The sequence below is a fragment of the Mesorhizobium erdmanii genome (assembly GCF_013170725.1).
Lineage (GTDB): Bacteria > Pseudomonadota > Alphaproteobacteria > Rhizobiales > Rhizobiaceae > Mesorhizobium > Mesorhizobium erdmanii.
Map to the genome: position 1 here is coordinate 3,192,101 of NZ_CP033361.1, position 25,931 is coordinate 3,218,031.

General features: G+C 62.7%; 27 protein-coding genes. 12 read left to right on the forward strand and 15 right to left on the reverse strand.

Annotated elements, in window-relative coordinates:
* Window positions 1-38: 38 nt before the first annotated feature.
* From EB233_RS15500 to EB233_RS15510, 3 genes are all read right to left on the reverse strand, one after another.
* Window positions 39-1,688, reverse strand: a complete 1,650-nt coding sequence (locus EB233_RS15500; RefSeq protein ID WP_064988130.1) for a thiamine pyrophosphate-binding protein — start codon at window positions 1,686-1,688, stop codon at window positions 39-41.
* Complete coding sequence (locus EB233_RS15505; RefSeq protein ID WP_064988131.1) at window positions 1,685-2,878, reverse strand: CaiB/BaiF CoA transferase family protein; 1,194 nt, start codon at window positions 2,876-2,878, stop codon at window positions 1,685-1,687. Before EB233_RS15505 ends, EB233_RS15500 begins: the two co-directional genes overlap by 4 nt.
* Before the next feature lie 82 nt (window positions 2,879-2,960).
* A complete protein-coding gene (locus EB233_RS15510; RefSeq protein WP_064988132.1) occupies window positions 2,961-3,893 on the reverse strand; it encodes an alpha/beta fold hydrolase in 933 nt (310 codons plus the stop codon).
* A gap of 182 nt (window positions 3,894-4,075) precedes the next feature.
* Between EB233_RS15510 and EB233_RS15515 the strand changes: the two genes are divergently transcribed.
* Complete coding sequence (locus EB233_RS15515) at window positions 4,076-5,083, forward strand: ribonuclease T2 family protein (protein ID WP_064988133.1); 1,008 nt, start codon at window positions 4,076-4,078, stop codon at window positions 5,081-5,083.
* A 119-nt stretch (window positions 5,084-5,202) separates the two neighbouring features.
* Here EB233_RS15515 and EB233_RS15520 read toward each other — a convergent pair whose 3' ends face one another.
* A complete protein-coding gene (locus EB233_RS15520; protein ID WP_081293927.1) occupies window positions 5,203-6,489 on the reverse strand; it encodes a GGDEF domain-containing protein in 1,287 nt (428 codons plus the stop codon).
* Between the two features lie 258 nt (window positions 6,490-6,747).
* Here EB233_RS15520 and ettA point away from each other — a divergent pair, with 258 nt between their 5' ends.
* From ettA to EB233_RS15545, 5 genes are all read left to right on the forward strand, one after another.
* On the forward strand, window positions 6,748-8,397 hold the full coding sequence (gene ettA, locus EB233_RS15525; protein WP_027051064.1) for an energy-dependent translational throttle protein EttA: 1,650 nt from the start codon (window positions 6,748-6,750) through the stop codon (window positions 8,395-8,397).
* 2 nt (window positions 8,398-8,399) lie between these two features.
* Window positions 8,400-9,164, forward strand: coding sequence for a hypothetical protein (locus EB233_RS15530; RefSeq protein WP_064988134.1), 765 nt, complete (start codon window positions 8,400-8,402; stop codon window positions 9,162-9,164).
* A gap of 31 nt (window positions 9,165-9,195) precedes the next feature.
* Window positions 9,196-9,984, forward strand: a complete 789-nt coding sequence (gene tam, locus EB233_RS15535) for a trans-aconitate 2-methyltransferase (protein WP_064988135.1) — start codon at window positions 9,196-9,198, stop codon at window positions 9,982-9,984.
* A gap of 199 nt (window positions 9,985-10,183) precedes the next feature.
* Window positions 10,184-11,305 carry a beta-ketoacyl-ACP synthase III gene (locus EB233_RS15540; RefSeq protein ID WP_064988136.1) on the forward strand — a complete coding sequence of 374 codons (1,122 nt, stop codon included), beginning with the start codon at window positions 10,184-10,186 and terminating at the stop codon, window positions 11,303-11,305.
* A gap of 178 nt (window positions 11,306-11,483) precedes the next feature.
* Complete coding sequence (locus EB233_RS15545; RefSeq protein ID WP_064988137.1) at window positions 11,484-11,900, forward strand: GFA family protein; 417 nt, start codon at window positions 11,484-11,486, stop codon at window positions 11,898-11,900.
* Window positions 11,901-11,925: 25 nt separating this feature from the next.
* Here the strand turns inward: EB233_RS15545 and EB233_RS15550 are convergent, their stop codons facing one another.
* The 3 genes from EB233_RS15550 to EB233_RS15560 all read right to left on the reverse strand — a co-directional run bounded on the left by EB233_RS15550 (window position 11,926) and on the right by EB233_RS15560 (window position 13,421).
* On the reverse strand, window positions 11,926-12,492 hold the full coding sequence (locus EB233_RS15550; RefSeq protein WP_064988138.1) for a methyltransferase family protein: 567 nt from the start codon (window positions 12,490-12,492) through the stop codon (window positions 11,926-11,928).
* A gap of 109 nt (window positions 12,493-12,601) precedes the next feature.
* Window positions 12,602-13,000 (reverse strand): VOC family protein, encoded by a 399-nt coding sequence (locus EB233_RS15555; RefSeq protein ID WP_064988139.1) that lies wholly within the window; start codon window positions 12,998-13,000, stop codon window positions 12,602-12,604.
* Between the two features lies 1 nt (window position 13,001).
* Window positions 13,002-13,421 (reverse strand): tautomerase family protein, encoded by a 420-nt coding sequence (locus EB233_RS15560; protein ID WP_064988140.1) that lies wholly within the window; start codon window positions 13,419-13,421, stop codon window positions 13,002-13,004.
* Between the two features lie 113 nt (window positions 13,422-13,534).
* Between EB233_RS15560 and EB233_RS15565 the strand changes: the two genes are divergently transcribed.
* Window positions 13,535-14,164 carry a TetR/AcrR family transcriptional regulator gene (locus EB233_RS15565; RefSeq protein WP_064988141.1) on the forward strand — a complete coding sequence of 210 codons (630 nt, stop codon included), beginning with the start codon at window positions 13,535-13,537 and terminating at the stop codon, window positions 14,162-14,164.
* A gap of 17 nt (window positions 14,165-14,181) precedes the next feature.
* Entirely contained in the window at window positions 14,182-14,799 is a 618-nt protein-coding gene (locus EB233_RS15570; protein ID WP_064988142.1) for an MOSC domain-containing protein, read from the forward strand.
* Window positions 14,800-14,866: 67 nt separating this feature from the next.
* Here the strand turns inward: EB233_RS15570 and EB233_RS15575 are convergent, their stop codons facing one another.
* Together EB233_RS15575 and EB233_RS15580 are read right to left on the reverse strand one after the other, a co-directional pair.
* A complete protein-coding gene (locus tag EB233_RS15575; protein ID WP_064988143.1) occupies window positions 14,867-15,706 on the reverse strand; it encodes an SDR family oxidoreductase in 840 nt (279 codons plus the stop codon).
* A 132-nt stretch (window positions 15,707-15,838) separates the two neighbouring features.
* On the reverse strand, window positions 15,839-16,801 hold the full coding sequence (locus EB233_RS15580) for a D-amino acid aminotransferase (protein ID WP_064988783.1): 963 nt from the start codon (window positions 16,799-16,801) through the stop codon (window positions 15,839-15,841).
* Window positions 16,802-16,955: 154 nt separating this feature from the next.
* On the opposite strand from EB233_RS15580, the gene EB233_RS15585 reads away from it, so the two are divergent.
* Complete coding sequence (locus EB233_RS15585; protein ID WP_064988144.1) at window positions 16,956-17,465, forward strand: hypothetical protein; 510 nt, start codon at window positions 16,956-16,958, stop codon at window positions 17,463-17,465.
* A 4-nt stretch (window positions 17,466-17,469) separates the two neighbouring features.
* Here the strand turns inward: EB233_RS15585 and EB233_RS15590 are convergent, their stop codons facing one another.
* Entirely contained in the window at window positions 17,470-17,784 is a 315-nt protein-coding gene (locus EB233_RS15590) for a DUF2293 domain-containing protein (protein WP_027051076.1), read from the reverse strand.
* Entirely contained in the window at window positions 17,781-18,320 is a 540-nt protein-coding gene (gene tsaA / locus EB233_RS15595; protein ID WP_081293928.1) for a tRNA (N6-threonylcarbamoyladenosine(37)-N6)-methyltransferase TrmO, read from the reverse strand. Before tsaA ends, EB233_RS15590 begins: the two co-directional genes overlap by 4 nt.
* A gap of 191 nt (window positions 18,321-18,511) precedes the next feature.
* On the opposite strand from tsaA, the gene EB233_RS15600 reads away from it, so the two are divergent.
* On the forward strand, window positions 18,512-19,528 hold the full coding sequence (locus tag EB233_RS15600; RefSeq protein ID WP_027051078.1) for an ArsR/SmtB family transcription factor: 1,017 nt from the start codon (window positions 18,512-18,514) through the stop codon (window positions 19,526-19,528).
* Window positions 19,528-20,445 (forward strand): methylenetetrahydrofolate reductase [NAD(P)H], encoded by a 918-nt coding sequence (metF, locus tag EB233_RS15605; protein WP_064988146.1) that lies wholly within the window; start codon window positions 19,528-19,530, stop codon window positions 20,443-20,445. Before EB233_RS15600 ends, metF begins: the two co-directional genes overlap by 1 nt.
* 432 nt (window positions 20,446-20,877) lie before the next feature.
* Here the strand turns inward: metF and EB233_RS15610 are convergent, their stop codons facing one another.
* Window positions 20,878-21,795 carry a DMT family transporter gene (locus EB233_RS15610; RefSeq protein ID WP_064988784.1) on the reverse strand — a complete coding sequence of 306 codons (918 nt, stop codon included), beginning with the start codon at window positions 21,793-21,795 and terminating at the stop codon, window positions 20,878-20,880.
* 215 nt (window positions 21,796-22,010) lie between these two features.
* On the opposite strand from EB233_RS15610, the gene EB233_RS15615 reads away from it, so the two are divergent.
* Window positions 22,011-23,231 (forward strand): alanine racemase, encoded by a 1,221-nt coding sequence (locus EB233_RS15615; protein ID WP_064988147.1) that lies wholly within the window; start codon window positions 22,011-22,013, stop codon window positions 23,229-23,231.
* Window positions 23,232-23,257: 26 nt separating this feature from the next.
* Here the strand turns inward: EB233_RS15615 and EB233_RS15620 are convergent, their stop codons facing one another.
* The 3 genes from EB233_RS15620 to EB233_RS15630 form a co-directional block, all read right to left on the reverse strand.
* A complete protein-coding gene (locus EB233_RS15620) occupies window positions 23,258-23,593 on the reverse strand; it encodes a hypothetical protein (RefSeq protein ID WP_155765288.1) in 336 nt (111 codons plus the stop codon).
* A 1-nt stretch (window position 23,594) separates the two neighbouring features.
* Complete coding sequence (locus EB233_RS15625; RefSeq protein WP_064988148.1) at window positions 23,595-24,773, reverse strand: lytic murein transglycosylase; 1,179 nt, start codon at window positions 24,771-24,773, stop codon at window positions 23,595-23,597.
* A gap of 237 nt (window positions 24,774-25,010) precedes the next feature.
* Entirely contained in the window at window positions 25,011-25,802 is a 792-nt protein-coding gene (locus tag EB233_RS15630; protein WP_027051083.1) for a glycoside hydrolase family 25 protein, read from the reverse strand.
* Window positions 25,803-25,931: the final 129 nt, after the last annotated feature.

Below are 25,931 nucleotides of genomic sequence, written 5' to 3' on the forward strand. Positions count from 1 at the left end.
CGACAAAAGGGGCGGGCAACCGTCCCTTTTTTGTTGGATCACGCCTTGTCGCGTATCTGGGTCATCGTCCGTGTCGGCGTGATCGCTTCGGGATCGAGCTTGATCTCGATGATCGCCGGCTTGCCGCTGGCGCGCGCCCGCTCGAAGGCTGGCGCGAAATCCGCCGTCTTCTCGACCGTCTCGCCATGGCCGCCATAGGCGCGGGCGAGCGACGCGAAGTCGGGATTCTTGAGATCGGTGGCGACGACGCGGCTTGGGTACTCCCGCTCCTGATGCATGCGGATCGTGCCGTAAATGCCGTTGTTGACCACGATCACAATGATTGGCAGGTCGTACTGGATAGCGGTCGCGAATTCCTGCCCGTTCATCAGGAAGCACCCGTCCCCTGCGAAAGCAACCACGGTACGCTCGGGAAACAGCGCCTTGGCGGCAACGGCGGCCGGCGTGCCGTAGCCCATCGAGCCGGAGGTCGGCGCCGCCTGCGTGGCGAAGCGGCGGGAGCGGTGGAAGCGATGCACCCAGGTGGCGTAATTGCCGGCGCCGTTGGTGAGGATAGCGTCGTCAGGCAGCACCTTTTCCAGATAGTTCATGATCGGCCCCATCTGGACGGCGCCCGGCCCGGTTTCCGGCGGCGTCGACCATTCGAGATAGGCGGCGTGTGTCTTCGCCGTCTCATCGGCCCAGGATGGCTTGGCTGTGGGCTTGCGCTTGGCGAAAGCCTCGACGAAAGCCGAGGGCGAGGCATTGATCGCCAGCGTCGGCCGGTAGACGCGGCCAAGTTCGCCGGCATCGGCGTGGACATGCACCAGCGCCTGGTCGGGGTAGGGGCTTTTCAGCAGCGTATAGTCCGAGGAGGGCATCTCGCCCATGCGGCCGCCGATCAAGAGCACGACGTCGGCCGCCTTGATCCGAGCCGCCAGCTTGGGGTTGATGCCGATGCCGACGTCGCCGGCGTAATTCGCATGAAGATGGTCGAACAGCATCTGGCGGCGGAACGAGCAACCGACGGGCAGCGACCATGCCTCCGATATGGCGCGCATGCGCGTCACCGCTTCCTCATTCCAGCGTGTACCGCCCAGGATGACGAACGGTCGCTTGGCGCCGTTGAGCAGCATTTCCAGCGCGTCGAGTTCGGCCCCGCCGGGATAAGTCTCGACCGGCGTGTGGGGAAGGGCTTGCGGCGCCTCGACCTCGCTGGTCAGCATGTCCTCCGGCAGGGAGATGACGACCGGGCCAGGCCGGCCGGACGTCGCCACGGCGAAGGCGCGGGTGACGAATTCCGGGATGCGCGAGGCGTCTTCGATCTCGACCACCCATTTTGCAATGTCGCCGAAGAACCTGACATAGTCCACCTCCTGGAACGCCTCGCGCTCCTTGGCGTGGCTGGCGACCTGGCCGATGAACAGGATCATCGGCACCGAATCCTGCATGGCGATGTGCACGCCGGCCGACGCGTTGGTGGCGCCGGGGCCGCGCGTAACGAAGCAGATGCCGGGCTGGCCGGTCAGGCGACCCTGGCAGTCGGCCATCATCGCGGCACCGCCTTCCTGGCGGCAGACGAAGGTGCGGATCGCCGAGTCATGTAGCGCGTCGAGCACGGCCAGATAAGATTCGCCCGGCACGCAGAAGATGCGGTCGGTGCCGTTCGCTTCCAGCGCTTCGACGATCAGTTGTCCACCGGTCTTCATTTCGCTGATCTCTCCAGTTCGGCCAGTCTTGCCACTTCAGCAAGGATTTCGTCAGTGTGTTCGCCAAGGCGCGGCGAGGGGCGGTCATAGACCAAAGGCGTTCCGGACATCACCATCGGCGCGCGCACCGAGGGCAGACGGTTGCCGTGGCCGTCGTCGAGGTCGAGCCGCATGCCGCGCGCGATCGTCTGCGGGTCGGCGAACATCTGGCCGATCGTGTTGATCGGGCTCGCCGGCACGCTCGCCGCCTCCAGCTTTGCCAGCAACGGATCGCGGTCATGGGTCTTCAGCGCCTCGATGACGTGCTCGCGCAGCTTCACCCGGTTGGCGACCCGGGCCGGATTGGTGGCGAAGTCGGGGTTGGTCGACAATTCATCCAAGCCGACGGCGGCGCAGAATTTGGCGAACTGGCCGTCATTGCCGACCGCCAGGATGATGTGGCCGTCGCGGACCGGCACCACCTCGTAAGGCGCGATGTTCATATGCGCATTGCCCATCTGCACCGGCGACTTTCCGGACACGAGATAGTTGAGATTCTGGTTGCCGAGCGCCGATATCTGCGTATCGAACAGCGCCATGTCGATGTGCTGGCCGTCACCGGTCTGCTCGGCATGGCGCAATGCGGCCTGGATGGCGATGACGGAATAGAGGCCGGTGAAGATATCGGAGATGGCGACGCCGGCCTTTTGCGGCTCGCGCCCGGGCTCGCCGGTGATCGACATCATGCCGGCCATGGCCTGGATGATGAAGTCGTAGCCGGCACGCGGCGCGTAGGGGCCGTCCTGGCCGAAGCCGGTGATCGAGCAATAGACGAGACGCGGATTGATCTTGCGCAGGCTGTCATAGTCGAGCCCGTACTTTTTCAGGCCGCCAAGCTTGAAGTTCTCGATCAGGACGTCGGACGTCGCAACCAGCCGGCGCACCGTTTCGGCGCCTTCCGGCGTCGAGAAGTCGATGGCGATGGAGCGCTTTCCGCGATTGCAGGAATGGTAGTATGCGGCCGACAGGTTCTCCCCGTCATGGCTCATGACGAAGGGAGGCCCCCATTTGCGGGTGTCGTCGCCGCCGTCGGGGCTTTCGACCTTGATGACATCGGCACCGAGATCGGCAAGCAATTGCCCGGCCCAAGGTCCGGCAAGGATGCGGGCGAGTTCGACGACGCGGACGCCTTTCAACGGAGGTTCGGCCATAAATCACCAGAAATTGGTCGGAAGCGCAGCCTCTATCAACACCTTGTGCTGCTGTCACGGCTCTTGCGATGGGCCAATCCCGTCACCTCTTCAGCACACCGTCGGCCCAGGCGGCAAAATCACCCATGATCACGTCACGGTTCACCTCGTTCAGGCTTTCGTGGCGGGTGTCGGCGTAAACCTTTGAAAGCAGATTCGAAAAGCCCATCTTGCGCATGCGCTCGGCAAGGTGGGTGATGCCCTTGCCATAGTCCGAGGCGGGGTCTTTCTCGCCGCCGACGACGGCGACCGGAAGGTCGCGCCGGACGCCGGCGAAGGCGGCATCCCTGCCGCCGTTGAGCGCCATCGAAACCACGTCGCGCCACATCGACACCGAGGCATCCCAGCCGCACAGCGGATCGGCGATGTACTTCGCCACTTCGGCCTCGTCGCGCGACAGCCAGTCGAACGGCGTGCGGTGGTTGGGCACCGCCTTGCCCCAGGCCTGGAAGGTGAGTTTCGGCAGCAGGCGCGACGGGACGTCGGAGCCCATCCGCATGCGTTCCCAGGCGAGGATGGCGAGCGCCACCTGCCCAAGCAGGCCTTGTGAAAAATTGCCGTTCCAGATCGCGGCGGCATGGATGCGGGGTGAATGGCCCAGCAGGTAGTTCAGCGCCACCGACGCGCCCATCGAGTGGCCGAAGAGGATGACCGGCAGGTTTGGCTGTTCGCGGGCGATGAGATCGTGGATGGCGTCGACATCGGCGATCACCCTGGCCGGGCCATCCCTGTCGGCGAATTGGCCGAGTGGTGCGTCCGGCGCCTTGGTCGCGCCATGGCCGCGATGGTCGTGGACATAGACGTGGAAGCCGCGTGTGGAGAGAAAATCGGCAAAGCGGGAATAGCGTGCGGCATGCTCGGCCAGCCCATGATTGATCTGGACGACGGCGCGTGGCTTGCCGTCAGCCTGCCTGACGAAGAGATTGAGATCGGCGCCAGTCGGCGAGCGGACCACGCGCTGCTGGCTGAATGACATGGCGCCTGATCCCCCTTGCTTATTTTTTGTTGGCTTTGTTTGCGCCGCCGCCGATTATGCGTCAATCCGTCATGCCTGCTTTTGCGTGACGATGTTTCTTGCGTTTGGCCAGCAAAATATCGCAATTCTGACATGGAGACAGCTTCAGTCTGTCGCCCACTTCTTCAGCCGGGGATTTGCTCATGCGCATTGGTGTCGTTTTCGGATTGGCCATGCTGGCGGTGTCGCTGGCTGGCGCGGCGCATGCCGAAGTCAAGATGAGCGGCACCTTCGTTGCCGACGCTGCCTGTCCGGCAACGCAGGCCATCAAGAACGGCAAGAACCCCGGCAATGTCTCGACCGATGCCGGACAGAGCTACCAGCTGCTGGCCGGCAACAAGGACACGCCGACGCATTATCTCATCCAGGTGCCGGGCGCCGATCCGGAGCGCCGCTGGGTGAAGGTCAGTTGCGGCCATCTGTCGGGCAGCGGCGCCGCCACGGTGCCGGCGGCGCCGGGCGGACAGGGCAAGCCCGCCACCTCGGGAAAGCCCGAATATGTGTTCGCGCTAAGCTGGCAGCCGGCCTTCTGCGAGACCAAGTCGAGCAAGGCTGAATGCAGGGCGCAGAACCCGAACGAGTTCGATGCCACCAACTTCACCTTGCACGGCCTGTGGCCGCAGCCGAACGGCAATTTCTATTGCCAGGTGGCGGCGGGCGACAAGGCCAACGACAATCCCGCCCACTGGAAAGACCTGCCGCCGGTCAATCTCGACGCCGGCACCCGCAAGGAGCTCGATCAGGTGATGCCGGGCACGGCCTCCCAGCTCGAGCGGCATGAGTGGATCAAGCACGGCACCTGCTACGGCAAGACCCAGCAGGAATACTTCTCCGACGCGCTCGGCCTGATGCGGCAGGTGAACGCCTCGCCCGTGCGCGATCTCTTCACCAAGAACATTGGCGGCAAGCTGACGGCTGACCAGATCCGCGGCGCCTTCGACACCGCTTTCGGCGCGGGGGCGGGGGATCGCGTGCGCGTGTCCTGCGTCATCGATCCTTCGAACGGCCGGCGGCTGATCGGCGAACTGACGCTCGGCCTTGCCGGGCCGATCGGCCCGAACAGCTCGCTCAAGGACCTGTTGCTGGCCTCCGTGCCGACCAACAAGGCCGGTTGCCCGACAGGCACCGTCGACGCGATCGGGTTCCAGTAAGCACGCGCGAACGGCTGTCGACCGCCCGTGAAGCCCTGCGTTGAAATGGCTGGCGATCACGTTGATGGCGGTCTCGACGTTGTCGTGGATTCGACGCCAGAGAAGATCCCAGACCGGCGCTAGATCTGCGCCGACTTGGTCCAAGCTACCGCCATATCGGCCTCGGGGCCGCCCGGTTCGCCGACGACGCGATCGCGCCCGGTCGACTTGGCCTTGTAGAGGCGCTGGTCGGCGAGCGCGAACAGGTCGGCAAGGCAGCGCGTCGTTTCGCCGACGGTGGAAACGCCGGCGCTGACGGTCAGCTCGAAGCGGCTGGTGACGGCCGATGCCTTGAGCGCGTGGCGGATGCTTTCGCCAAACAGCCTGGCGACCGAATGCGGGCGCGAACTCAGGATGGCGAATTCCTCGCCGCCGATCCGGAAAACCTGGTCTTCGGCGCCGGCCACTTCGCGCAGCAGGACAGCAACCGCTTTCAGTACCTTGTCGCCCTCGGCATGGCCGAAACGGTCGTTGATCGACTTGAAATGGTCGACATCGATGATGAGCAGACTGAGCGGCCTTGCCGTGCGCAGGCTGACCTTGACGGCGGCCTCACCGTCGGCGTCGAAGCGGCCGCGATGCAAAAGGCCGGTCAGGCCGTCGCGGCCGACATGCTCGACCAGCGCTTCATAGCGCTCGCGATAGGTCAGGGTTTCGAAAATATCGGTCAGCCCACGCGGTATCTGGATGTCGCGGGCCTCGAACCATTTGAGGTAGGCGACGAGCATGGCGCTGAAGGTCAGCGCCGCCACCATCTTGGCGAACCAGCCGCCGAAAAAGACCGCGACTGGCGCGCCGGCGACGAAATGCAGCGCGGTGAAGAAACCCGCCTGGTCGAAGGTGAGCACGCAGGCGACACAAGTCAGGATGCGCGCGAACTGCGCCCTGCGCAGGTATCGCCCAAGCTTTTCATAGAGCAGGATGATCAGGATGGCGTCGATGAACAAAAGCGTCGTGCCCCAGACCATCAGCCAGCCCATCTCGTCGATGAAGCCGATGTCGGGCAGCTTGCCGTCGGGCAGCGGTGCGATAACGTGCAGGCGCAACAGCAGCACCAGCCCGATCATCAGCGCATTGCCGAGCAGCAGGCCGTAGATCGGCTGGCGCACGGTGGCGGCGTCCTCCTTGATGTAGAGCAGGAGCAACATCACCAGCTTGCCTGAAAACAGCACCGCCGAGCCCGGCGAGACCATGCCGAACGGCAAGGCGACGTAAAAGACGCTGGCGAGATAGGTTTCCAGGAAATGCATGACGCCGAGCGCGCAGACGAAGACGCCGAGACCAATGCGCTTGCGGAAGCGGAAAAGCGTCACCATGACGCTGAAGTAGACGATCGCTTCGGCAAGGAGCAGGCAACTGTTCAGCAATGCCGTCGATCCGCTCTTTCGCGCCAGGAATCGCGACCAGCCGGCGACTCCACCCCGATCCTGTTTTGACGCGCAAGGGTTAACCAGAGATTTCAGCGCACCTGGTGACTGGTGGAAAACTTTGGCGGTCAGCACACACTTGTCCGTGTGTTCAGCTTGAACTGGCAAAAGCGATTGCCGTTCGCCGCCGCATCGCCTACATAGCGGCCAACCTCATTCAAATCGGCAAATCCAGTCAGTTTTTCAGGGAAAGCGCGCGTGGCACGCCAGTTCATCTATCACATGTCGGGCCTGTCGAAGGCCTATGGCACCAAGAAGGTGCTCGATAACGTTCATCTGTCCTTCTATCCGGACGCCAAGATCGGCATTCTCGGCCCCAACGGTTCGGGTAAGTCGACCATCCTGCGCATCATGGCCGGGCTCGACAAGGAGTTCCAGGGCGAGGCGTGGCTGGCCGAGGGCGCCACCGTCGGCTATCTCCCGCAGGAGCCGCAGCTCGACCCCAACAAGACCGTGATGGAAAACGTCATGGAAGGCGTCGCCAGGAAGACCGCCATCATCGAGCGCTACAACGAGCTGATGATGAATTATTCCGACGAGACGGCGGACGAGTCCGGCAAGCTCCAGGACGAGATGGACCGGCTCAATCTGTGGGATCTCGAGCAGCAGGTCGAGATGGCGATGGATGCGCTGCAGTGCCCGCCAGGCGATTCCGAAGTGACCAATTTGTCGGGCGGCGAGCGCCGCCGCGTCGCGCTTTGCCAGCTCCTGCTGCGCCAGCCTGACCTGCTGTTGCTCGACGAACCGACCAACCATCTCGATGCCGAGACCACGGCGTGGCTGGAAAAGCACCTGCGCGACTATCCCGGCTCGGTGCTGATCATCACCCACGACCGCTACTTTCTCGACAACGTCACCGGCTGGATTCTCGAGCTCGATCGCGGCCGCGGCATTCCCTATGAGGGCAACTACACCAGATATCTCGATGCCAAGGCCAAGCGCCTGATCCAGGAAGGCCGCGAGGACGACGCCCGCCAGAAGTCGATCTGGCGCGAGCGCGAGTGGATCCAGTCGTCGCCCAAGGCACGCCAGACCAAGTCGAAGGCGCGTATCAAGGCCTACGAGGAACTGCTCGAACAGTCGCAGAACCGCAAGCCGACCGACACCCAGATCGTCATCCCGTCGAGCGAGCGCCTCGGCAACGTCGTCATCGAGGTCGACGGCCTCACCAAGGGTTTTGGCGACGAGCTGTTGATCGAGAACCTGTCGTTCCGGCTGCCGCCAGGCGGCATCGTCGGTGTCATCGGCCCGAACGGCGCCGGCAAGACCACGCTGTTCAAGATGTTCACCGGCCAGGAAAAGCCGGATGCAGGTACGGTGCGCATCGGCGAGACGGTGAAGCTCGGTTACGTCGACCAGAGCCGCGACGCGCTCGATGGCAACAAGACGGTGTGGGAAGAAATCTCCGGCGGCGCCGAGATCATCAAGCTCGGCAAGCACGAGATCAACAGCCGGGCCTATTGCTCGTCCTTCAACTTCCGTGGCGGCGACCAGCAGCAGAAAGTCGGCAATCTGTCGGGCGGCCAGCGCAACCGCGTGCACCTGGCCAAGATGCTGAAGAACGGCGGCAATGTGCTGCTGCTCGACGAACCGACCAACGACCTCGACACCGAAACGCTCGGTGCGCTGGAAGACGCGCTGGAGGCCTATGCCGGCTGCGCCGTCATCATCAGCCACGATCGCATGTTCCTCGACCGCATGGCCACGCACATGCTTGCCTTCGAAGGTGATGCGCATGTCGAATGGTTCGAAGGCAATTTCGAGGAATACGAGAAGGACAAGCTGCGGCGCCTCGGCGCCGAAGCGGCAGCCCCGCACCGCATGACACACAAGCGGCTGACGCGGTAGCCATGGCTGAGCCGATCGACTACTATGTCGCAGCGCTCGTCGATGGGATTGAGCAAACCCAAAACGAGGGGACACGGGCCGACGGCGCATGCGCCTTGCCAATTTCTAGGATTCTAAACCATTACTCGATAAGGACTATCCTCGATAGCCGTACTCTATTGTCAAATGATTTGATGTTGAAAGGTGCGTTGAGAGCTCTTTCGGAAGGTGGCTTTGTCGAGGTTTGGGAGGATGATATAGCGGAAACAATAATCTATATTGAAAATCCCCAGTCTTTGTTTGATTCTATGGTTGAAAATACGCCGTTTCAGCGCCTATATATGCTCGGAGACAACGGACATTCTTGGCTTGCCTCTGCGTTGGTTAAAATAAATAACAGGGCATCGAGTTACTTGGAAAACCAGGAAGCCGAGCTGATTGTTGATGCCGAGACAGCGTCGAGTGATCGCCATGAATGGCAGCCACTTCCCGTAGATCTTGCCGATCCGAATTTAGAAGAGGCCATTTCCTTATCTGAGGAAGCGATTGCCGTTATTGAGGCGAGCAACGGATACGCTGACAGCGAACCCGGTGAACGGAATTCTATTGTTGAGTCAATGAAAGGTAGCCTTCAGTCACTAAAGTCCGGTATGCCCAGTAGAAAGGCAATCTTAGAAGGCCTCTACGCCCCGATGAAATTCATAGCCAAAAAATTTACAGATGCAGCGATGGGGAAGGCAGCAACCGCTGCCGTTGCGGCTTTAGCAAAGTGGCTTTTCGGCATCTAGACTGGATCGTATCGAAACAGGGGTTCGGCTTATGATCAGTAAGAATTTGACTAACGACTGGTCCGCCGCCCAATATCTGAAGTTCGAGGACGAGCGCACGCGGCCCGCGCGTGATCTCGCGGCCCAAGTGCCGGTCGATTTCCCGCGCCGGGTCGTCGACATCGGCTGCGGGCCGGGCAATTCGACCGAACTCCTGGTCGAGCGCTGGCCCGATGCGCAGGTGAGCGGCTTCGACACCTCTCCCGACATGATCGAAAAGGCGAGGGCGCGCCTGCCCAACGTCAGCTTCGACCTCGCCGATGCTTCGACATGGCAGCCGGCCGAGCCGGTCAATGTCATCTTCGCCAATGCGGTTTTCCAGTGGTTGCCTGAGCACCCTGCGGTGTTTCAGCGGCTGATGAGCTTCCTCGCGCCCGGCGGCGCGCTCGCCGTCCAGATGCCCGACAACATGGCCGAGGATTCGCACAGGCTGATGCGCGAGACCGCCGCCGCAATGCCGTTTGCGGCCAAGATAAAGGGCGCGGCGCGTGCGCCGCTGCCACCGGTGTCGTTCTACTATGACCTGCTGTCGCCACTCTCCGACCGGCTCGACATCTGGCACACGGTCTACAATCATCCGCTAGCCAGTGCCGAGGCGATAGTGGAGTGGGTGAAGTCGACCGGGCTGAAGCCTTTCCTCGATCCGCTGGAGGCCGACGAGCGCAAGATCTTCCTCGACAGCTACACGGCCAGGATCGCCAAGGCCTATCCGAAGACCGCAAGCGGCAAGGTACTGCTGCGTTTCCCCCGCTTCTTCATCGTCGCAAAACGCGCCGGTTAGAAAAATTCCGTCATGCGCAATTCATGTGTGGCGTCATGACCGAGTGGCAGAGGGATGAATGATCATGTTGAACCAGGTTCAAGCTAGTCTGAACTTTGGTTTAAGCCGGCGTAAACCGGCCTGATGAGAAAAGTGTTGCGCCGAAGCGTTTCGGCGCCCACATGAAGCCGCAACGCCCGCGGATGGGACGGACTGAAACATGCATCGCGTCATCATCAGCGGCATCGGCGCTGAAATTCCTGAACCTGTTATCACCAATGAAGAACTGGTCGAGAGCTTCAACAGCTGGGTCGACATGGAGAATGCGCGGCGACAGGGCTCCGGCGAGCCGCTGCTGCAGAAATCCGACAGCGACTTCATCGTCCATGCCTCGGGTGTGAAATCCCGTCACGTGATCGAGCGCGAAGGCATTCTCGATCCGACCCGGATGACGCCGCGCATTCCGGCGCGGCCCGACGACGCGCTATCGCTGGAGGCTGAGTTCGGCATCGCCTCGGCCAGGAAGGCGCTCGATCACGCCGGGCTGGACCCGTCCCAGATCGATCTGATCATCTGCTCGGCCTCGCACCATCAGCGGCCCTATCCGGCGATCGCCATCGAAATGCAAGAGGCGCTGGGGACAAGGGGCGCCGGCTTCGACATGGGGCTCGGCTGTTCGTCCGCCGCGGCCGGTCTGCACTTGGCGGTCAATCTGGTGCGCTCGGGCGCGCACAAGCGCATCCTGGTGACCACGCCGGAGATCATCACCGGCCATCTCAATTTCCGCGACCGGCAGACGCATTTCATCTTCGGCGACGCCTCGGTGTCCCTGGTGGTGGAAGGACTTGCCCAGGGCGACAAGCGGCCGGGGCGTTTCGAGGTGCTGGACACGCGGCTGTGGACGCAGATGTCGAACAACATCCGCACCAATCTCGGCTATCACACCCGCACCGCCCAGGATGATCCTTACATGATCAACCTCGAAGGCAACCTGATCAAGCAGGTCGGCAACAAGGTGTTCAAGGAAGTCACCGTCGCCGGGCAAAAATTCATCGTCGAATTCCTGGCCGAGCACGGGCTGACGCCGCAGGCGATCAGGCGCTTCTGGCTGCATCAGGCCAATGCGCGCATGAATGCGATGATCCTGAAACTATCGTTCGGCCATGATGTCGATCACGATCGGGCGCCGATGGTGCTGGAACGGCTGGGCAATACGGCGGGTGCCGGCGCCATCGTTGCGTTGTCGGAGAACCATGCCGACATGAAGTCCGGCGATTTCGGCCTGATCTGTGCGTTCGGCGCGGGCTATTCGATAGGCGGCGCGCTCATCAGAATGCTTTAGGCATATTGATATCGAGGTGACCTGGCCTGTAAGGGTCGTCTGGGATTTCGAAATCCGCCCACCCAGGCCGCTTCGCGCCTGTCTTCCCTCCCGTTTGGCCTGACCTGACCCCTGCACAGCCGTGTCGAGGGCTCAGCTTCAACCAACGCGCCTTCGTTTGAGAAAGGAGAGCTTTCCAATGGTTGATGCCCGATGCAGTTGCGGCGCTCTCACGCTGACGCTTCCAGGACCATCAAGACTGGTTGTCGCCTGCCATTGTTCTGACTGCCAGCGCCGAACCGGAGCGCCCTTCGGCGTCGGCGCGTTTTATCCGGCCGACGCTGTGGTCATCTCTGGAACGCCGAAAGAATTCACCCGCGACGCGGCAAGCGGCGGCAAGGTGCACAGCTACTTTTGTCCAGACTGCGGCTCGACGGTTTATTGGAAGGCCGACAGGCTGCCATCGATGATCGGCGTGGCCGTCGGCGCGCTGGCCGACCCGAAATACCCGCCTCCCGTCAAGTCGATTTTCGAGCAGTCGAAACATGATTGGGTCCAGATCGACGATGCTGCAGACCATTTTTGGCGAGGCAGCGTGGCGGCGAAATCGAGTTGACCTGGCGTTCGCCGCATCTTGCAGGTCAGGCTGATGTGAAGGGGATCAGCATCGGAACTCGCCCGGCATAATCGTCGTAGGTGCTGCCGAGTTCGCCACGCAGGAAGCTCTCCTCGAGCCTTGCCTTGACGACGATGCCAATGATGAGCAGCACGGTGCCCGCAATGCCCCATACCGTGCCCTTGGCCGCCATGGTGGCGAGGATGGAGAGCAGCAGTCCGGTGTAGATCGGGTGGCGGACGAGGCCGTAAGGACCGGTGTCGACGACATGGTGATCGGCCTTGGCGGTGACCGTGCCGGACCAAAGCCTGCCGAGATGCAGCCGCGCCCACCAGGCAATGGCAATGCCGACGGCAATCAGGGCGACGCAGATCCAAGCTTCGGCGAGATTAGGCATCCACAGCCTGAGCCGGCCCTCATAGCCATGCGCTGGAATAAACAACAGGATCGCACCCGCCAACCAAAGAACCCTGTAGCGGGCCTCCGCTTTGAATCCGACGCGCTTCTGGGCAGGGTCGGCCCACAAAGCGGCGGCGGCCCAACTCACCGCCCAGATCAACCAAAGCAGCGTGATTGCCGTCACCGGTCGCATGAGGACCTCCGCCGACTGTCCGGATCACCATGAAGCGGGGGCAACGCGGCAACAATGCGGCAGTATCAGGAACCGGCGGCTGTTCCGGTAAGAAGATCGTGATCCCTGCTCAATCACTTGAGGAACTGAACATCCACTGCACGCCAAAGGCATCGACAAGCATGCCGAAGCTGGTGCCCCAATATTGCCGCGCCAGCGGCACGGTGATGCGGCCGCCCGCTGTCATGCGGGCGAAAAGCTCGCGCATGGCGGCCAGATCGTCGAACTCCAGCATCATGGCGGAGCCCTTCATCGGCTCCGCATCGTCATTGTCGGAGGCATGGAACAAGACGCCCGGGCCCTCGAACCGCGCATGTAGCACTTTTCCGCGCATGGCTTCGGTTCGCACCTGCATGTCGTTGTCGCCCCAGCGCAGCAGGATTGTTTTCAGGCCAAGGCCGCACTGTTCGTAGAAGGTCAGCGCCGGCTCGCAATTGGTGGTGAAGAACAGCGAAGGGGAGAGCCGCATCCTAATGCGCGGCCACGGCGGCTGCGACGAGCGCATCGCCGGTATATTGCCGATCGCCTATGCCCCAGCCGCCGTCTGGCGCGTTGACGATGTTGATCCAGGTGTTTTCGGCCTTATGCCCGGGCACGCAGAGTTCGGCGACAATTGCGGCTGCGGTCGCGATGAAGGCTTTGCGGGTTTCGATCGAGCCGAGGCCGATATTGGGCAATTTCAACTCGACCATAACGACGGGCCGGTTGGCACCGCCGGCATAGATGTGGCGCGGCGGCAGGACGTGGACCGTGCCGCCGACGATCGCGCTGAAGAAGGAATTGCCTGACGCGCCGGAGGCATCTATGAGCGCCGCGCTGAGACGCGGCAGGATTTCGCGCTCTCCGGCCTCTGTCAGCACGCCTTCCGGCGCGGTCACGGTGATTGGCATTTGGGCTCTCCTCGGGTTGCACGGCTTTGCCGGATGCTTCCGGCTTGCCATGTTTCGTATCAATTGTTACGTTATCGGTAACGAGCAAGTCAACAGGTTTCGTATCGATCGCTATGGATAGTTTGGAAAAGCCACGTGGCGGCCGGCCGCGCGCGTTCGACCTCGACCGGGCATTGGATGCGGCGATGCATCTGTTCTGGGAGCATGGCTATGAGGCGACGTCGCTGGCCATGCTGCGCGAGGCGATGGGGCTGACGCCGCCGCAGATCTACAATGCCTTCACCGACAAGGAGACTTTGTTCCGCAAGGCGCTGGCACGCTATCATGAGACCGAGATCGGCTTTGCGCTGGACGCGCTCAGCGCGCAGGTGCCGGTGCGGGAGGCGATATCGCGGTTGCTGCTGGGGGCGGCGCAGGCTTATTCCAGGCCCGGCAAGCCGGGTGGCTGCCTGTTCGTCAGCGGCGCGCTGGCGGCCTCGCCGCAGGCGCAAGCCATTGCCGATGAACTCAGGGCCTATCGCAAGGCGAGTGAAGCGGCGATCGCGGACCGGCTGGCTAAGGGCAGGGCGGCGGGCGAGCTGCCGGAAGAGCTCTCCGTCGAGAGCCTTGCCAAATACATTGCCGGCGTCATGAATGGCATGTCGATCCAGGCGCGGGACGGCGCATCGGCCGAAGAGTTACGCGTTTTGGCCCTAACCGCTCTTGCGGCCATGCCTGCCGAGGGGCAAAAACGGGAAGCGTGATTCAAGGACGGAACGCCATGCTGGATCTCTTTCCCGAGGCCGAGAAGCCGGTCGAAATCATCCCGGCAAAGAAGCTTCCGGCCCGCGCGGCGGCGCTCTATGTCGCGCCGGCGGATCATTTCCAGACGCGTCCGGTGGACGAATTGCGGCTGGGCTTCGACGGCATTTCAGGCGATTTCCATGCCGGGCCGACACGGCGCTCGGGCGGGCGCGAACCCTGGTATCCGCGCGGCACCGAAATGCGCAACGAGCGGCAGCTGTCGATCGTCGCCGCGGACGAACTGGCCATAGTTGCCGAGCGGATGGGCTTGGCCCAGATCAAGCCGGAATGGATCGGCGCCAATCTGGTCATAGAAGGCGTGCCGCAGCTGTCGATGCTGCCCGCCGGCACGCTGCTGTTCTTCAGGGATGGTGTCACGCTCAAGGTTGACGCCCAGAACGGACCTTGCCGCATCGCCGGCCGATCGATCGCTGAAAATGCGGGAATGGCCGACATCGAGGCCGGTGCCCTGTTGTTCCCCAAGATGGCGAAGCGGCTGCGTGGCGTCGTTGCCTGGGTCGAGAAACCGGGAACGATCAGGGTCGGCGAAGAGATTTCGGCGCGGGTGCCGGAGCAGTGGATCTATCAGGCCTAGCCGCGCGTTCGCATCGTGGCCGAAAGGCTACGCCGCCCTAGCGGCGGCGTAGCATTAGCGCCGGGGCTCAGCCCTTGCGGTTCTTCTTCGCGCCTTGCGCCATGACGGACACGTGGTCCCACTTGTCCCAGGTGGCGAGGCGGTTGGCGTATTCCTGGCGGATCATCGGCAGGCCGCCGTCGCCGAAGAACACGCGCAACGGCGGCTCGGCGGCGTCGACAATGGCCAGCATCGCCGGGCCTGTGGCCTCGGGATCGCCGGCGACCGAATTGGCGCGGCGCTCGGCCATCTTGGCGCGGGCGGGTGCGTAGGCCTCGATCGGCTTGGAGACCTTGGCGGAGGCGCCGGACCAGTCGGTGGCGAAGCCGCCGGGCTCGACCAGCGTGACATGGATGCCGAATTCCGCGACCTCGATACTCAGCGACTGGCTGAAGGCTTCCAGCGCCCATTTCGAGGCGTGGTACAGGCCGAGCGAGGCAAAGGCATTGACGCCGCCGATCGACGAGATCTGGATGATGTGGCCGGACCGCTGCGCCCGCATGATCGGCAGGGCGGCCTGGGTGACCCAGAGCGCACCGAACACATTGGTTTCGATCTGGTCGCGGGCTTCCTGTTCGCTGATTTCCTCGATGGCGCCGAAATGGCCGTAGCCGGCATTGTTGATGACGACGTCGAGCCGGCCGAAGCGCTTGTGTGCCTCGGCGATCGCGGCATCGACGGCTTTCTTGTCGGTGACGTCGAGCTTTATCGCGGCGATGTTGTCGCCATACTTCGCGACCAAATCGGCGAGAGTGCCGGTGTCACGGGCGGTCGCGGCAACGCGGTCGCCGCGCGCCAATGCGGCCTCGGCCCAGACGCGGCCAAAGCCCTTCGACGATCCGGTGATGAACCAAACCTTTGATGTCATGATGTGAAATCCTTGCCCCTGCGGGCGCAATTTTGGTGAAAGCGGAGGCTTCTCCGCTTTCGGGCATATACGGCCTATGCCCTGATTTTCCAGAGGCGAGGGGAAATCTTTTTGAACAAGGTCGCCCTTTGATCAGGGGTAGTTCACCTGAGACGACCACGCCGGGTCGTCGTGCTTTTGCCAATAGAGCGCCATCAGCCGGCCGGTGATCGGCCCGACCTTGCCGTCGGCGATCGCCGCGCGGTCGATCCTCGTCACCGGCATGATGCCGCCGGCGGTCGAGGTGATGAAGACCTCGTCGGCTGCCTTGAGCGCGGCAACGCTGACATCGGTGGCGGCGGCGACGAGACCTTCTTCGGCGCAAAGATCGAAGACGGTGCGCCTTGTGATGCCGGGCAGGACGCCGATGGCCGGCGTCGACAGTTTGCCATCCTTGACGCAGAAGACGTTGAAGCCCGGGCCCTCGGCGACATTGCCGTTGAAGTCGAGGATGAGAGCGGTTTCGGCGCCGCCGTCATAGGCGTCGTACAGACCGCGCACGAGGTCGAGCCAGTGGTAGTTCTTGATCGCCGGATCGATCGAAGCCGGCGGAATGCGCACCTTGTCGCTGATGGCGACATGCAGGCCGCGCTGCAACTGCTCGGCATTGGCGACCGAGCCGAAGGGGACGGCGAAGGCCATGAAGCGGTTGATCGCCTGGCGTGGATCACGGCTGAAGGTCGGCGAGGCGCCGCGCGTGCACAGCATCTCGACATAGGCGGCGCGATGACCCGAAAGCACCACGCAATTGTACAGGATCTCGGCCACGCCGTCCCTGTCGAAGGGGATGGTCATGCGCAGCTTTTCCAGCCCGCCGAAGAAGCGGTCGAGATGCAGGTCGAGGCGGAAGAAGCGTCCGTCCCAGACATGCACCGTGTCGTAGGTGGCGTCGGAATGCAGGAACCCCCAATCCAGCACCGACACCTTGGCTTGCGACATCGGCAGATACTGGCCGTCGAGGAAGGCGATGCCGTCGGGATAGGAATGCGGGTCGACGTGGCGGTCGCCGACCGCAGGCAGCGGCTTTGAAGCCTTTGGTGCCGTCGTCTGGTCCATCGCAGCCTCCTCGCGCACAGAGCGGAGCAGCAGGCTATCGGTGCTGGACAGAAGATGTAGAGCCACCCGAGAGGTGCCGTTCGTCCTCCACGATCCGGCCGATACATTGGATTGGACTTGCCTTATGATCGGACAGCTCGGAACGGGAGGGGACATGGGCAGGCTTGGGACCGTCATCGCAGCCATGATGATCTTCGCCACCGCCGGCGAAGCCGGCACGCTGTGCACCAAGGAGGGCGAAGACCTCTGCCAGAACGGCCAGACCTATCGCTGCGAGAAGACCGGCAGCGAGTTGACGCCGATCTTCCAGAACGTGCCTTGCGCGGTGAATGCGCCGGCACCGTCTCTGACTGGCGCCTGGGTTGGCAGCGGCCACCAGAGCCCGGCGGGTGACGCCGGCGCCGACTGGTCGATCACGATGACGATCAGGGATGACGGCGCGTCGATCGATTATCCCTCACTTGGCTGTGGGGGGTCGCTGTCGCAGACGTCCAGGGACGAGACGTCGGCCGAATTCCACGAGACCATCACCTACGGCCAGGACAAGTGCATCGATGGTGGCGATGTCACCGTCCGGTTCTTCAAGGGAAATCTGTCGTGGACCTGGGTCGGCCAGGCCGACGGCCAGCCCTATAATGCCATCGCCGTGCTGACGCGGCAGTAGCGTCTTATTCTTCCTCGTCGTCTGCGTCGAGCAGACGTGTCGCGCGCCAGCGGGTGAGCACGGTGTTGGTCTGCTCGATGACGAAGAAGCGCGCCGAGTCGCGGTCATAGCCCTCGGCCAGCAGCTTTTCGTAGTCGGTGTGCATGTGACGGATATGGGCGATTGTTGCCAGCCACACCGCGATCGTCGGCGGCAAGGTCTTCATATGCACCGCGCCGGCATCAGCACGGATCTTTTCCATGTCGGCATAGGGCGCCAGCGGCAAAAGAGCTGTCAGCGCCTTGGCGATGGCGCGGCGGCGGCCGGTTGGCGCCGTCATTGTCGAACCTGCCTGGGCTCTTCGCGCCCCGCGACGGTCGCCTCGGCAATGGCATCGGTCGAGGCAAAGTAAGGCTTGATGTCGATGACCGGCGTGCCGTCGAGCACGTCGATGGCGTCAATGTCGATGCGTCCAGTGGCGATGTCCAGCCCCACGAGTCTGGCCACATGAAGGCCGACCGGGTTCGGCCGGGCAGGGGAGCGCAGGCCGAATACGCCTTTGGCTTCAGCCGCATGGCGGGGTTTCTGCACAATCAGATTCCGCGGCGCGTGATGCAGCCAAGACAGGATGACGACATGGCTGGCGCGCTCCAGACCGCGCAAGCCTTCGCGATAGGGCGCGTCGATGGTCAGCACCGCCGGTTGCCCGGTCTCGCGGGCCTCGCGCATGTTTTTCGGGCAGCTCTCGCGCGTCGCCCAAGGCGAAGCGATGCGGCCGATGAAGACGACGCCGGCATCCGCCGTCATCTTTGCAGGATCGTGTTCCAGCCTCTGCTCGCCTTCGCGTGCCTCGAACATTTCGCGTAGCCCGCTCATTCTGCCCATCTCTTGTTTGGTGTCTGTCATCAACCGACCGCACCACATTTTGGGGCGGCACGCACCGGAAAATCACGCATGCGGCATTTTCTGGTCCGGAAACGACATAGCGCTTGCAAGGCTGTCAAAACCGACATAAACATATGTTTATATCTTTTTCAAAGTGAACGCACTGAAATGAGAATACGCTGATGCATGTCTCGCTCGACACCATGGTGGATACGCTGAAGGCGGCGGCCGAATCCAGCCGTCTGCGCATATTGGCATTGTTGTCGCGCGGCGACCTCACTGTTTCCGACCTCACCGAAATCCTCGGCCAGTCGCAGCCGCGTGTCTCGCGGCACCTGAAGCTTTTGCTCGAGGCTGGGCTGATCGGCCGTTATCAGGAGGGGTCGTGGGCCTTCTTCCGCCTGTCGGATGCCGATTCCGCGCGTGACTTCGTCATGGGGCTGGTTTCCAGCATTCGCGGGGCCGATCCCCAGGTCGAGCGCGATCTCGAGCGCCTGGCCTCGGTCAAGCGCAAGCGGCAGGACCGGGCGACGGAGTATTTTTCGGTGAACGCGGCAAGCTGGGACCATATCCGTTCACTGCATGTACCGGACCGTGCCGTCGAGGCGGCGATGCTGAAGCTGGTCGGCAAGCGGCCGTTCCAGTCGATGCTCGACCTCGGCACCGGCACCGGGCGGCTGCTCGAGATCTTCTCGCCGCTCTACCGGCGCGGCGTCGGCATCGACATGTCGCGCGAAATGCTGACCGTGGCGCGCGCCAATCTCGACAAGGCCGGCGTTTCGAACGCGCAGGTGCGGCAGGGCGATATATTCTCGCCGCCAGTCGAGCGCGATGCCTTCGATCTCGTCACCATCCACCAGGTGCTGCACTATCTCGACGATCCGGCCCGCGCCATCCACGAGGCGGCGCGGCTTTTGCGCCCGGCCGGCCGGCTGGTCATCGTCGACTTCGCACCGCACGCGCTGGAATTCCTGCGCGACGAGCATGCTCATGTCAGGCTCGGCTTTTCCGACCGGCAGATCAGCGAGTGGTTCGCCGAGGCCGGCCTCGACCTCGAGGATGCCCAGGAATTCGAGCCGCGCGGCGGCAACGAGGCAAGGCTCACGGTAAAACTCTGGCTTGGCCGCGACCGGCGGCTTTTGATCGCCGATCCGGCCAGTGAGCAGACCAAAGTAAACTCGATAGGGGAAATCGCCTGATGAACCAGTTCCGCTTTTCCCGCCGCCCCGACATTGGCGACAAGGTCAAGGTTTCCTTCGAATTCTTCCCGCCCAAGACCGATGAGATGGAGGCACGGCTATGGGACACGGTCACCCGGCTGGAGCCGTTGAAGCCGAAATTCGTCTCAGTGACCTATGGCGCCGGCGGCTCGACGCGTGAACGCACGGCGCGGACCATCAGCCGCATCCTGAACGAGACCAGCCTGACGCCGGCCGCGCACATGACCTGCGTCGACGCCGCCCGCCATGAGGTCGACGCGGTAATCCAGGAATTCGCCGATATGGGCGTGAAGCGCTTCGTTGCCTTGCGCGGCGACCCGGCCGCCGGCGTCGGCACCGCCTACCGTCCGCATCCGGAGGGCTATGCCAACGGTGCCGAACTGGTCGGCGCTCTGAAAGATGCCGGCGATTTCGACATCTCGGTCTCGGCCTATCCGGAGAAGCATCCTGAAAGCCCCGATTTCGCCACCGACATCGACATGCTGAAGCGCAAGGTCGACAATGGCGCGACGCGGGCAATCACCCAGTTCTTCTTCGATAATGATCTCTATGAGCGCTATGTCGAGCGGGCGCGCCGCGCCGGCATCTACATCCCGATCGTGCCGGGCATCCTGCCGGTGCACAATTTCATCCAGGTCGCCAATTTCTCGGCGCGCTGCGGCGCGCTGGTGCCGGCATGGCTGGCCGAGCGCTTCGAGGGCCTGCAGAACGACCCGCAGACGCATGCGCTGGTGGCTTCCGCCGTCGCTGCCGAGCAGGTGCTGGACCTGGTCGAGCGCGGCGTGGGCGACTTCCACTTCTACACGATGAACCGCGCCGACCTTGTCTTTGCCATCTGCCACATGATCGGCATCCGCTCCCACGAGGCGGAGGTGGCAGGCTCGGCCGCAGCGTAAGGTTTAGCCAGAAAGGCAAAAGGCCGGGTAAAAACCCGGCCTTTCGAATTGCTTAGACTATCTGGTGCTGGTCTTCCCCGTGTTGGCGGGTTCAGGGAAGGACGCCCATAATGAGGGCGCCGATGAAAGCGAACGCAGCACAAATCATCAATGCGTTGATTGGCCTCGTAAGTCCCATGACATAGCCTCCTCTTAAAGAGCTATGCCTGGAGTCTAGGTTCATTTGTGCCACAGGCAAGCGGAAAATGTGCTGCATTGCGACGTGATTGTGAAAATAGCGACCCGATTTCTGCCGTTAGCCGTTGAAACTTCTCGGCAAAAACCCGCTTCGGACCTGTGAATAAATTATGGCGACGGCATGTCGATCCTGTGTCATGGCAGCGCTACCACCGCGAAACCCGACTTCGACTCTCGCGCCAAGGCGGGTTCAGTCTACCGCCTTCCAAGGACGCGCCCGTCAATTGTGAGAAGACCGAGCCCGATCAGCACCACGCCGCCGATCTCGAACAGTTCGAGCCGTTCTCCGAGGAAAAGAAAGCCAAGCAGCATGGCGCTGGCCGGCACGATGAGCGTGACCAGGGAGGCGTTGGTGGCGCCGGCCGAGGCGACCAGGTTGAAATAGAGGATATAGGCGAAGGCGGTGGAGAGCAGCGCCAGCGCCAGCACCGCCGCCCAGACGGGCGGTGAGGCCGAGAACAGGCCGGCGGGGCCGTGCGCCAGCAGCACGACAGGAATCATGATGATGGTCGAAGCGGTCAGTTGTCCGGTGGCGATGACCGGCGAGGGCACGCCCTTGAAGCGGCGGGCGACCATCAGCGCGATGCCATAGGACAAAGACGCGCCGATCAACGCGAATTTCGCCCAGACAGGGCCGCCAAGCCCGGCGAGCAGGCCGGGGCCGATCATCACCGCGGTGCCGGCGACGCCGAGCCCAATGCCGGCGAGCTTGTTCCAGGACAGCTTTTCGTCCGATGTCAGCGCGTTGGCGAGGATCAGCGTCCAGAACGGCGTGGTCGCGTTGAGCACCGAGGCGACGCCGGCGCCAAGTTGGGTCTGGCCGGCGAAGATCAGCGAGAAGGGGACGACATTGTTGGTGAAGGCCAGCAGGAAGAACAGGCCGGCATGGGGAAAGGCGAGACGGAAGGAAGGGCCGCGAATGGCCAGGTAGAGCTGCAGCGCGATCGCTGCGATGGCGACGCGAAACAAAACCAGCACCAGCGGGTGAAGCTCCGCCACCGCGATGCGGGCGAAGAAGAACGAGCCACCCCAGATCGCGCCGAGCAGCAGCAACTGCCCCCAGTCGGTGAGCGTCATCGGTCCGCGTGGCGTTGAAGTCGCGGCTATTGCCATGCCCATGTCCCCCCCGATGACCGACATGCCGGCCCGAATGCCAGCCGGTCAGACACAGGCATATCCGGTCCGGCGACAAGGGCCACCCGAAACCTGATGGCTGACAACATCGCTAAAAACTAGCGCCGCGGCGTGAGCGGCACGAGACACAGAATTGTTTTCATTAGCCGCTAGCTTGGATTAATTGTGCGCAGGCTGAAGTCGAGGATTCGTCAATGCAGCGATTCGAGAATGCCGGCGAGGCGGCCCTGGCGCTTCGTCCCGACGAACCGGTCTATTGCTTCCGCCCGCAGGTGCTGAAGGCCGACGCCCGGCAGTTCATGGGCATGTTCCCCGGCAAGACCGCCTATGCGGTCAAGACCAATGGCGAGCAGATCGTGCTGAAAACCCTGGTCGAGGCCGGCGTCACCGCCTTCGACGTCGCTTCGCCCGGCGAGTTCGCCGCTGTGCGCGCCGTGTCCGCCGATGCCGAGATGCTCTACATGCACCCGGTCAAGGCGCAGTCGGATATCAAGCTGGCGCTGGAGAAATACAGCATCCGCGTCATCTCGCTCGACCATGAGGACGAGATCACCAAGTTGACCCGGGTGGTTCGGGCGCTGGATATCGATCCGGGCGCGGTCAGCGTATTCGTGCGGGTGCAGACAAAGGGCCACGCGGCCTATGAATTGTCGAAGAAGTTCGGCGCCGGGCCGGCCTATGCCGTGGAACTGGCGGAGCGGCTGAACCGCACCGGCTACAAGGTCGGCCTGTGTTTCCATGTCGGCAGCCAGATCGAGGATCCCGACACCTATGAGCGGGCGCTGGCCTCGGCCGACTGGGTGCGCAACCGCCTGACGTTCGACCTCGCCGGGCTCGACGTCGGCGGCGGCTTTCCAGCCGAATACGGCCACGATCCCAACCGCAAGCAGGTCGAGATGCCGTCGCTCGGCCAGATCATGTCGCGGCTGTCGGGCGACCTGAAGGAATATCAGTTCGACCAGATACCGCTGGTGGCCGAGCCGGGCAGGGTGATCGTGGCGCGCTGCCTGTCGCTGATCGTGCGCGTGCTGTTGCGCAAGGGCAAGCGGCTCTACATCAATGACGGCATCTGGGCGTCGCTGTCGGATTCGTGGACCGGCAAGATCACGCTGCCGGCCCGTTTCATTCCCGATCCTGCGATCAGGACCCGCAACGGCGATGAAAAGAACATCGTGCCGTTCAAGGTCTGCGGCGCCACCTGCGATTCCGTCGACATCCTGTCCAGGCCATTCTGGCTTCCGGAGACTGTGGACACCGGCGACTGGATCGAGATCGGCCATATCGGCGCGTATTCGCTGTCGCTCCGGACCCGCTTCAACGGCTTTTATCCCGATACGTTCGTCGAGGTCACGACGCCGTTCGACGAAGGCGACGCGCCGCAGGGATTTGCCAGTTTGGAGACGATGGCGGATTAGGGCAGCTACCGCGACTTCGGGGTCTTCTATTCCTCGACCCTGCGTGATCCAACCGGGCCGAGCATATTCCCTACGAAATCTGCTACATCACGGAAAGCTTCGTGAAACGAACGGCTAGGAGCACTTTTCAAATACTCTTGATAAAATGACATTGATTCCAATGTTTTGCTTATTTCCAAAATTGTTCGATTGGTTGCTTCTTTGTTGTCACGATGGGGATGTTTCATGATTAGATGCATACGATCAATTGCATCTGGGTATTGAGCAAGATGAGCCTGCAAAACCGCTTCAATCTGCTCACAGGATAGGTATTTTCCCGTAAATTCTCTGCTTGTGGTAGGGCGAAAAGCTTTGTGGATCATTTCACAATTTCCCCAACAGCTCCGGTGTCGGCCAGCCATCCACCGGCAATCCCAATCGCATCTGTTCCTTGCGGATCGCTTCGCGGGTGTTGGTGCCGAGAATGCCGTCGACGGTGCCGACATCGTAGCCCCGGGCTTCGAGCTTGGTCTGCAACTCTTTCATCTGGTCGTTGTTGAGGCCGGGTTCCGGATCGCGCGGGTCAAGCGGCGGTGCGCCGGCCAGCCGCGCGGCGAGGTTGGCCGCGGTCAGGGCGTAGGTGAAGGACTGGTTCCATTCGAGATAGACGTCGAAATTCTCGTAGGTCAGGAAGGCTGGCCCCTTGCGCCCCATGGGCAGCGCCAGGCCGGCCTTCAGGCCCTTGTCGACCAGCGGCGAGCCGTCGCGATTGGTGACGCCCCATTCAGCCCACTGCGTCAGCGGCAATTTGTTGGTGCGCCCGGTCTGGTCCCACGGCATCTCGTCGGGTACGCGCACTTCCTGGATCCAGGGCTCGTCGCGCTTCCAGCCGCGCGACAGCACTTTGTTTGCCGTGGTCATGATCACGTCGGGCACGCTGCCCCGCAGGTCGATCTTGCCGTCGCCGTCGCCGTCGACGCCGCGCGCGAGATAGTCCGAAGGCAGGATCTGCGTCTGGCCGATCTCGCCGGCCCAGGCGCCGGTGACATCGGCCGGCAGCACGCCGCGATCGATCAGTTCCAGGAGCGGCACCAGTTGCTGGCGAAACAGTTGCGGCCGGCGGCAGTCGTGCGAGAGCGTCACCAGCGCGCTCAGTGTGTGGAAGTCGCCTTGCACCGCGCCAAAATCCGTTTCCAGCGCCCAGAAAGCGGTGATGACAGGTGCCTGGACGCCGAACTGCTGGTCGGCGCGCGCGAAGATATCGGCGTATTTCTTCATGTTCGCCGCACCTTGCTTCAGCCGATAGGCCGAGATCATGCGGTTCGAGAATTGGACAAAAGTCTGCGTGAACACGCCCTGGGCACGGTCGCGTGCCAAAGCCCGCTCGTCGATCCTGGCATCTTCCAGCGCGTCGAGACCGACGGCGCCGACACCGGCTGCCTTGGCTTCCGCCGCCACGCCCTGTTTCCAGGTTTCGAAGTCGCCGCCGCATTCCTGCGCCATCGCCGGCAAGGCCGTGGCGCACAGGAATAGCGCCGCGAGGGCTTGAGAACGCAGTCGCATCAGCTTCCTTTCGAAACGAAGAGGGCATTGTCGTGCTTGGCTGAAACCCCAACGCCCTGAATTACCGGCGGTTGCACTCTTCACCGCTGGCTGTGTCGAAAAGCAGGCGACAGGCCCGGTGTCAACGGTTCTTCTGCGGCAGCCTGTCGTTGAAGACGGTTCGCTGCCGCTGAACCCGGTTCAAGGGGAACTCTCCCGGAGTGATTTAGTCGATGTGGTGCGGCCGTTGAACTGACGTCAGCGGGAGTTCTGCCGCAGCCACTTGTTCCATGCAGCTTCCGAGCCGTTGAAGACATTGATGTCGGACTTGCCGGTCATGCCGGGAACGATGCCGGTTCCGGTGTACTGCCAGAAGGTAAAGGGGTGGCTGCCGTATTTTTCACGCGGGTGGCCGGCGACGGAGCGCAGCCAGTAGGGGTAGCCACGGAAGGTCGACAGTTGATTGTCGTCGAAGAAGTCGACGGAGGTGTAGATGATCGGCTTCTTGCCGTAATGCCGTTCGACGATTTCGAGGAAGGTGGTCATTTCGCTGCGCACCGTGGCAGGGTCGGGGCGCAGTCGGCAGGTCGGCGATTTCGGGTTCCATTCCATGTCGAGGACGGGAGGCATGGATGAGCGGTCGACGGGCACGTTCTGGATGAACCAGCGTGCCTGCTGGGCGGCCGGGGTGCAAAAATAGAAGAAATGATAGGCAGCGCGCGGCACGCCGGCGGCTTTCGTGCGCGCCCAGTGCTCGTTGAAATACTCATCGAAGCGGTCGCCGCCTTCGGTGGCCTTGATGAAGGCGAAGGAAATGCCGTTCGACTTGGCCGTCGGCCAGTCGACCGAGGTCTGGTACTTGGAAACATCGGTGCCGTGGACGGCATAGTTCCACGGCGCGCCGCTGTCCCATTCATGCGGCTTGGAATCGGCGAAGCGCGGCGCGCGCACCGCGACCGTCGGGCTGCTGGAAGCGGACGGCGACAGATCGTCGACGGTCGAGCAGGCGCCAAGCAGCGTCAGCATGAAAAGAACCGCAAGACGGCGCATCACAACTTCCAAGCCGGAATCAGCCGGTCGCTGATGGGTCTGTGCATCGATGGCCGGTTCGGCCCCCTCCGAACGATCGCCCCACGCATCGTCCGGCATTTTTCGTGCATGTCGTTGTCCCAAAATCGC

Bases quoted from the DNA above. Each gene is read 5' to 3' on its own strand.
- EB233_RS15500 (WP_064988130.1), bottom strand. From the start codon at position 1,688: ATGAAGACCGGTGGACAACTGATCGTCGAAGCGCTGGAAGCGAACGGC.
- EB233_RS15505 (WP_064988131.1), bottom strand. From the start codon at position 2,878: ATGGCCGAACCTCCGTTGAAAGGCGTCCGCGTCGTCGAACTCGCCCGC.
- EB233_RS15510 (WP_064988132.1), bottom strand. From the start codon at position 3,893: ATGTCATTCAGCCAGCAGCGCGTGGTCCGCTCGCCGACTGGCGCCGAT.
- EB233_RS15515 (WP_064988133.1), top strand. From the start codon at position 4,076: ATGCGCATTGGTGTCGTTTTCGGATTGGCCATGCTGGCGGTGTCGCTG.
- EB233_RS15530 (WP_064988134.1), top strand. From the start codon at position 8,400: ATGGCTGAGCCGATCGACTACTATGTCGCAGCGCTCGTCGATGGGATT.
- tam (WP_064988135.1), top strand. From the start codon at position 9,196: ATGATCAGTAAGAATTTGACTAACGACTGGTCCGCCGCCCAATATCTG.
- EB233_RS15540 (WP_064988136.1), top strand. From the start codon at position 10,184: ATGCATCGCGTCATCATCAGCGGCATCGGCGCTGAAATTCCTGAACCT.
- EB233_RS15545 (WP_064988137.1), top strand. From the start codon at position 11,484: ATGGTTGATGCCCGATGCAGTTGCGGCGCTCTCACGCTGACGCTTCCA.
- EB233_RS15550 (WP_064988138.1), bottom strand. From the start codon at position 12,492: ATGCGACCGGTGACGGCAATCACGCTGCTTTGGTTGATCTGGGCGGTG.
- EB233_RS15555 (WP_064988139.1), bottom strand. From the start codon at position 13,000: ATGCGGCTCTCCCCTTCGCTGTTCTTCACCACCAATTGCGAGCCGGCG.
- EB233_RS15560 (WP_064988140.1), bottom strand. From the start codon at position 13,421: ATGCCAATCACCGTGACCGCGCCGGAAGGCGTGCTGACAGAGGCCGGA.
- EB233_RS15565 (WP_064988141.1), top strand. From the start codon at position 13,535: ATGGATAGTTTGGAAAAGCCACGTGGCGGCCGGCCGCGCGCGTTCGAC.
- EB233_RS15570 (WP_064988142.1), top strand. From the start codon at position 14,182: ATGCTGGATCTCTTTCCCGAGGCCGAGAAGCCGGTCGAAATCATCCCG.
- EB233_RS15575 (WP_064988143.1), bottom strand. From the start codon at position 15,706: ATGACATCAAAGGTTTGGTTCATCACCGGATCGTCGAAGGGCTTTGGC.
- EB233_RS15580 (WP_064988783.1), bottom strand. From the start codon at position 16,801: ATGGACCAGACGACGGCACCAAAGGCTTCAAAGCCGCTGCCTGCGGTC.
- EB233_RS15585 (WP_064988144.1), top strand. From the start codon at position 16,956: ATGGGCAGGCTTGGGACCGTCATCGCAGCCATGATGATCTTCGCCACC.
- EB233_RS15590 (WP_027051076.1), bottom strand. From the start codon at position 17,784: ATGACGGCGCCAACCGGCCGCCGCCGCGCCATCGCCAAGGCGCTGACA.
- tsaA (WP_081293928.1), bottom strand. From the start codon at position 18,320: ATGAGCGGGCTACGCGAAATGTTCGAGGCACGCGAAGGCGAGCAGAGG.
- EB233_RS15600 (WP_027051078.1), top strand. From the start codon at position 18,512: ATGCATGTCTCGCTCGACACCATGGTGGATACGCTGAAGGCGGCGGCC.
- metF (WP_064988146.1), top strand. From the start codon at position 19,528: ATGAACCAGTTCCGCTTTTCCCGCCGCCCCGACATTGGCGACAAGGTC.
- EB233_RS15610 (WP_064988784.1), bottom strand. From the start codon at position 21,795: ATGGCAATAGCCGCGACTTCAACGCCACGCGGACCGATGACGCTCACC.
- EB233_RS15615 (WP_064988147.1), top strand. From the start codon at position 22,011: ATGCAGCGATTCGAGAATGCCGGCGAGGCGGCCCTGGCGCTTCGTCCC.
- EB233_RS15620 (WP_155765288.1), bottom strand. From the start codon at position 23,593: ATGATCCACAAAGCTTTTCGCCCTACCACAAGCAGAGAATTTACGGGA.
- EB233_RS15625 (WP_064988148.1), bottom strand. From the start codon at position 24,773: ATGCGACTGCGTTCTCAAGCCCTCGCGGCGCTATTCCTGTGCGCCACG.
- EB233_RS15630 (WP_027051083.1), bottom strand. From the start codon at position 25,802: ATGCGCCGTCTTGCGGTTCTTTTCATGCTGACGCTGCTTGGCGCCTGC.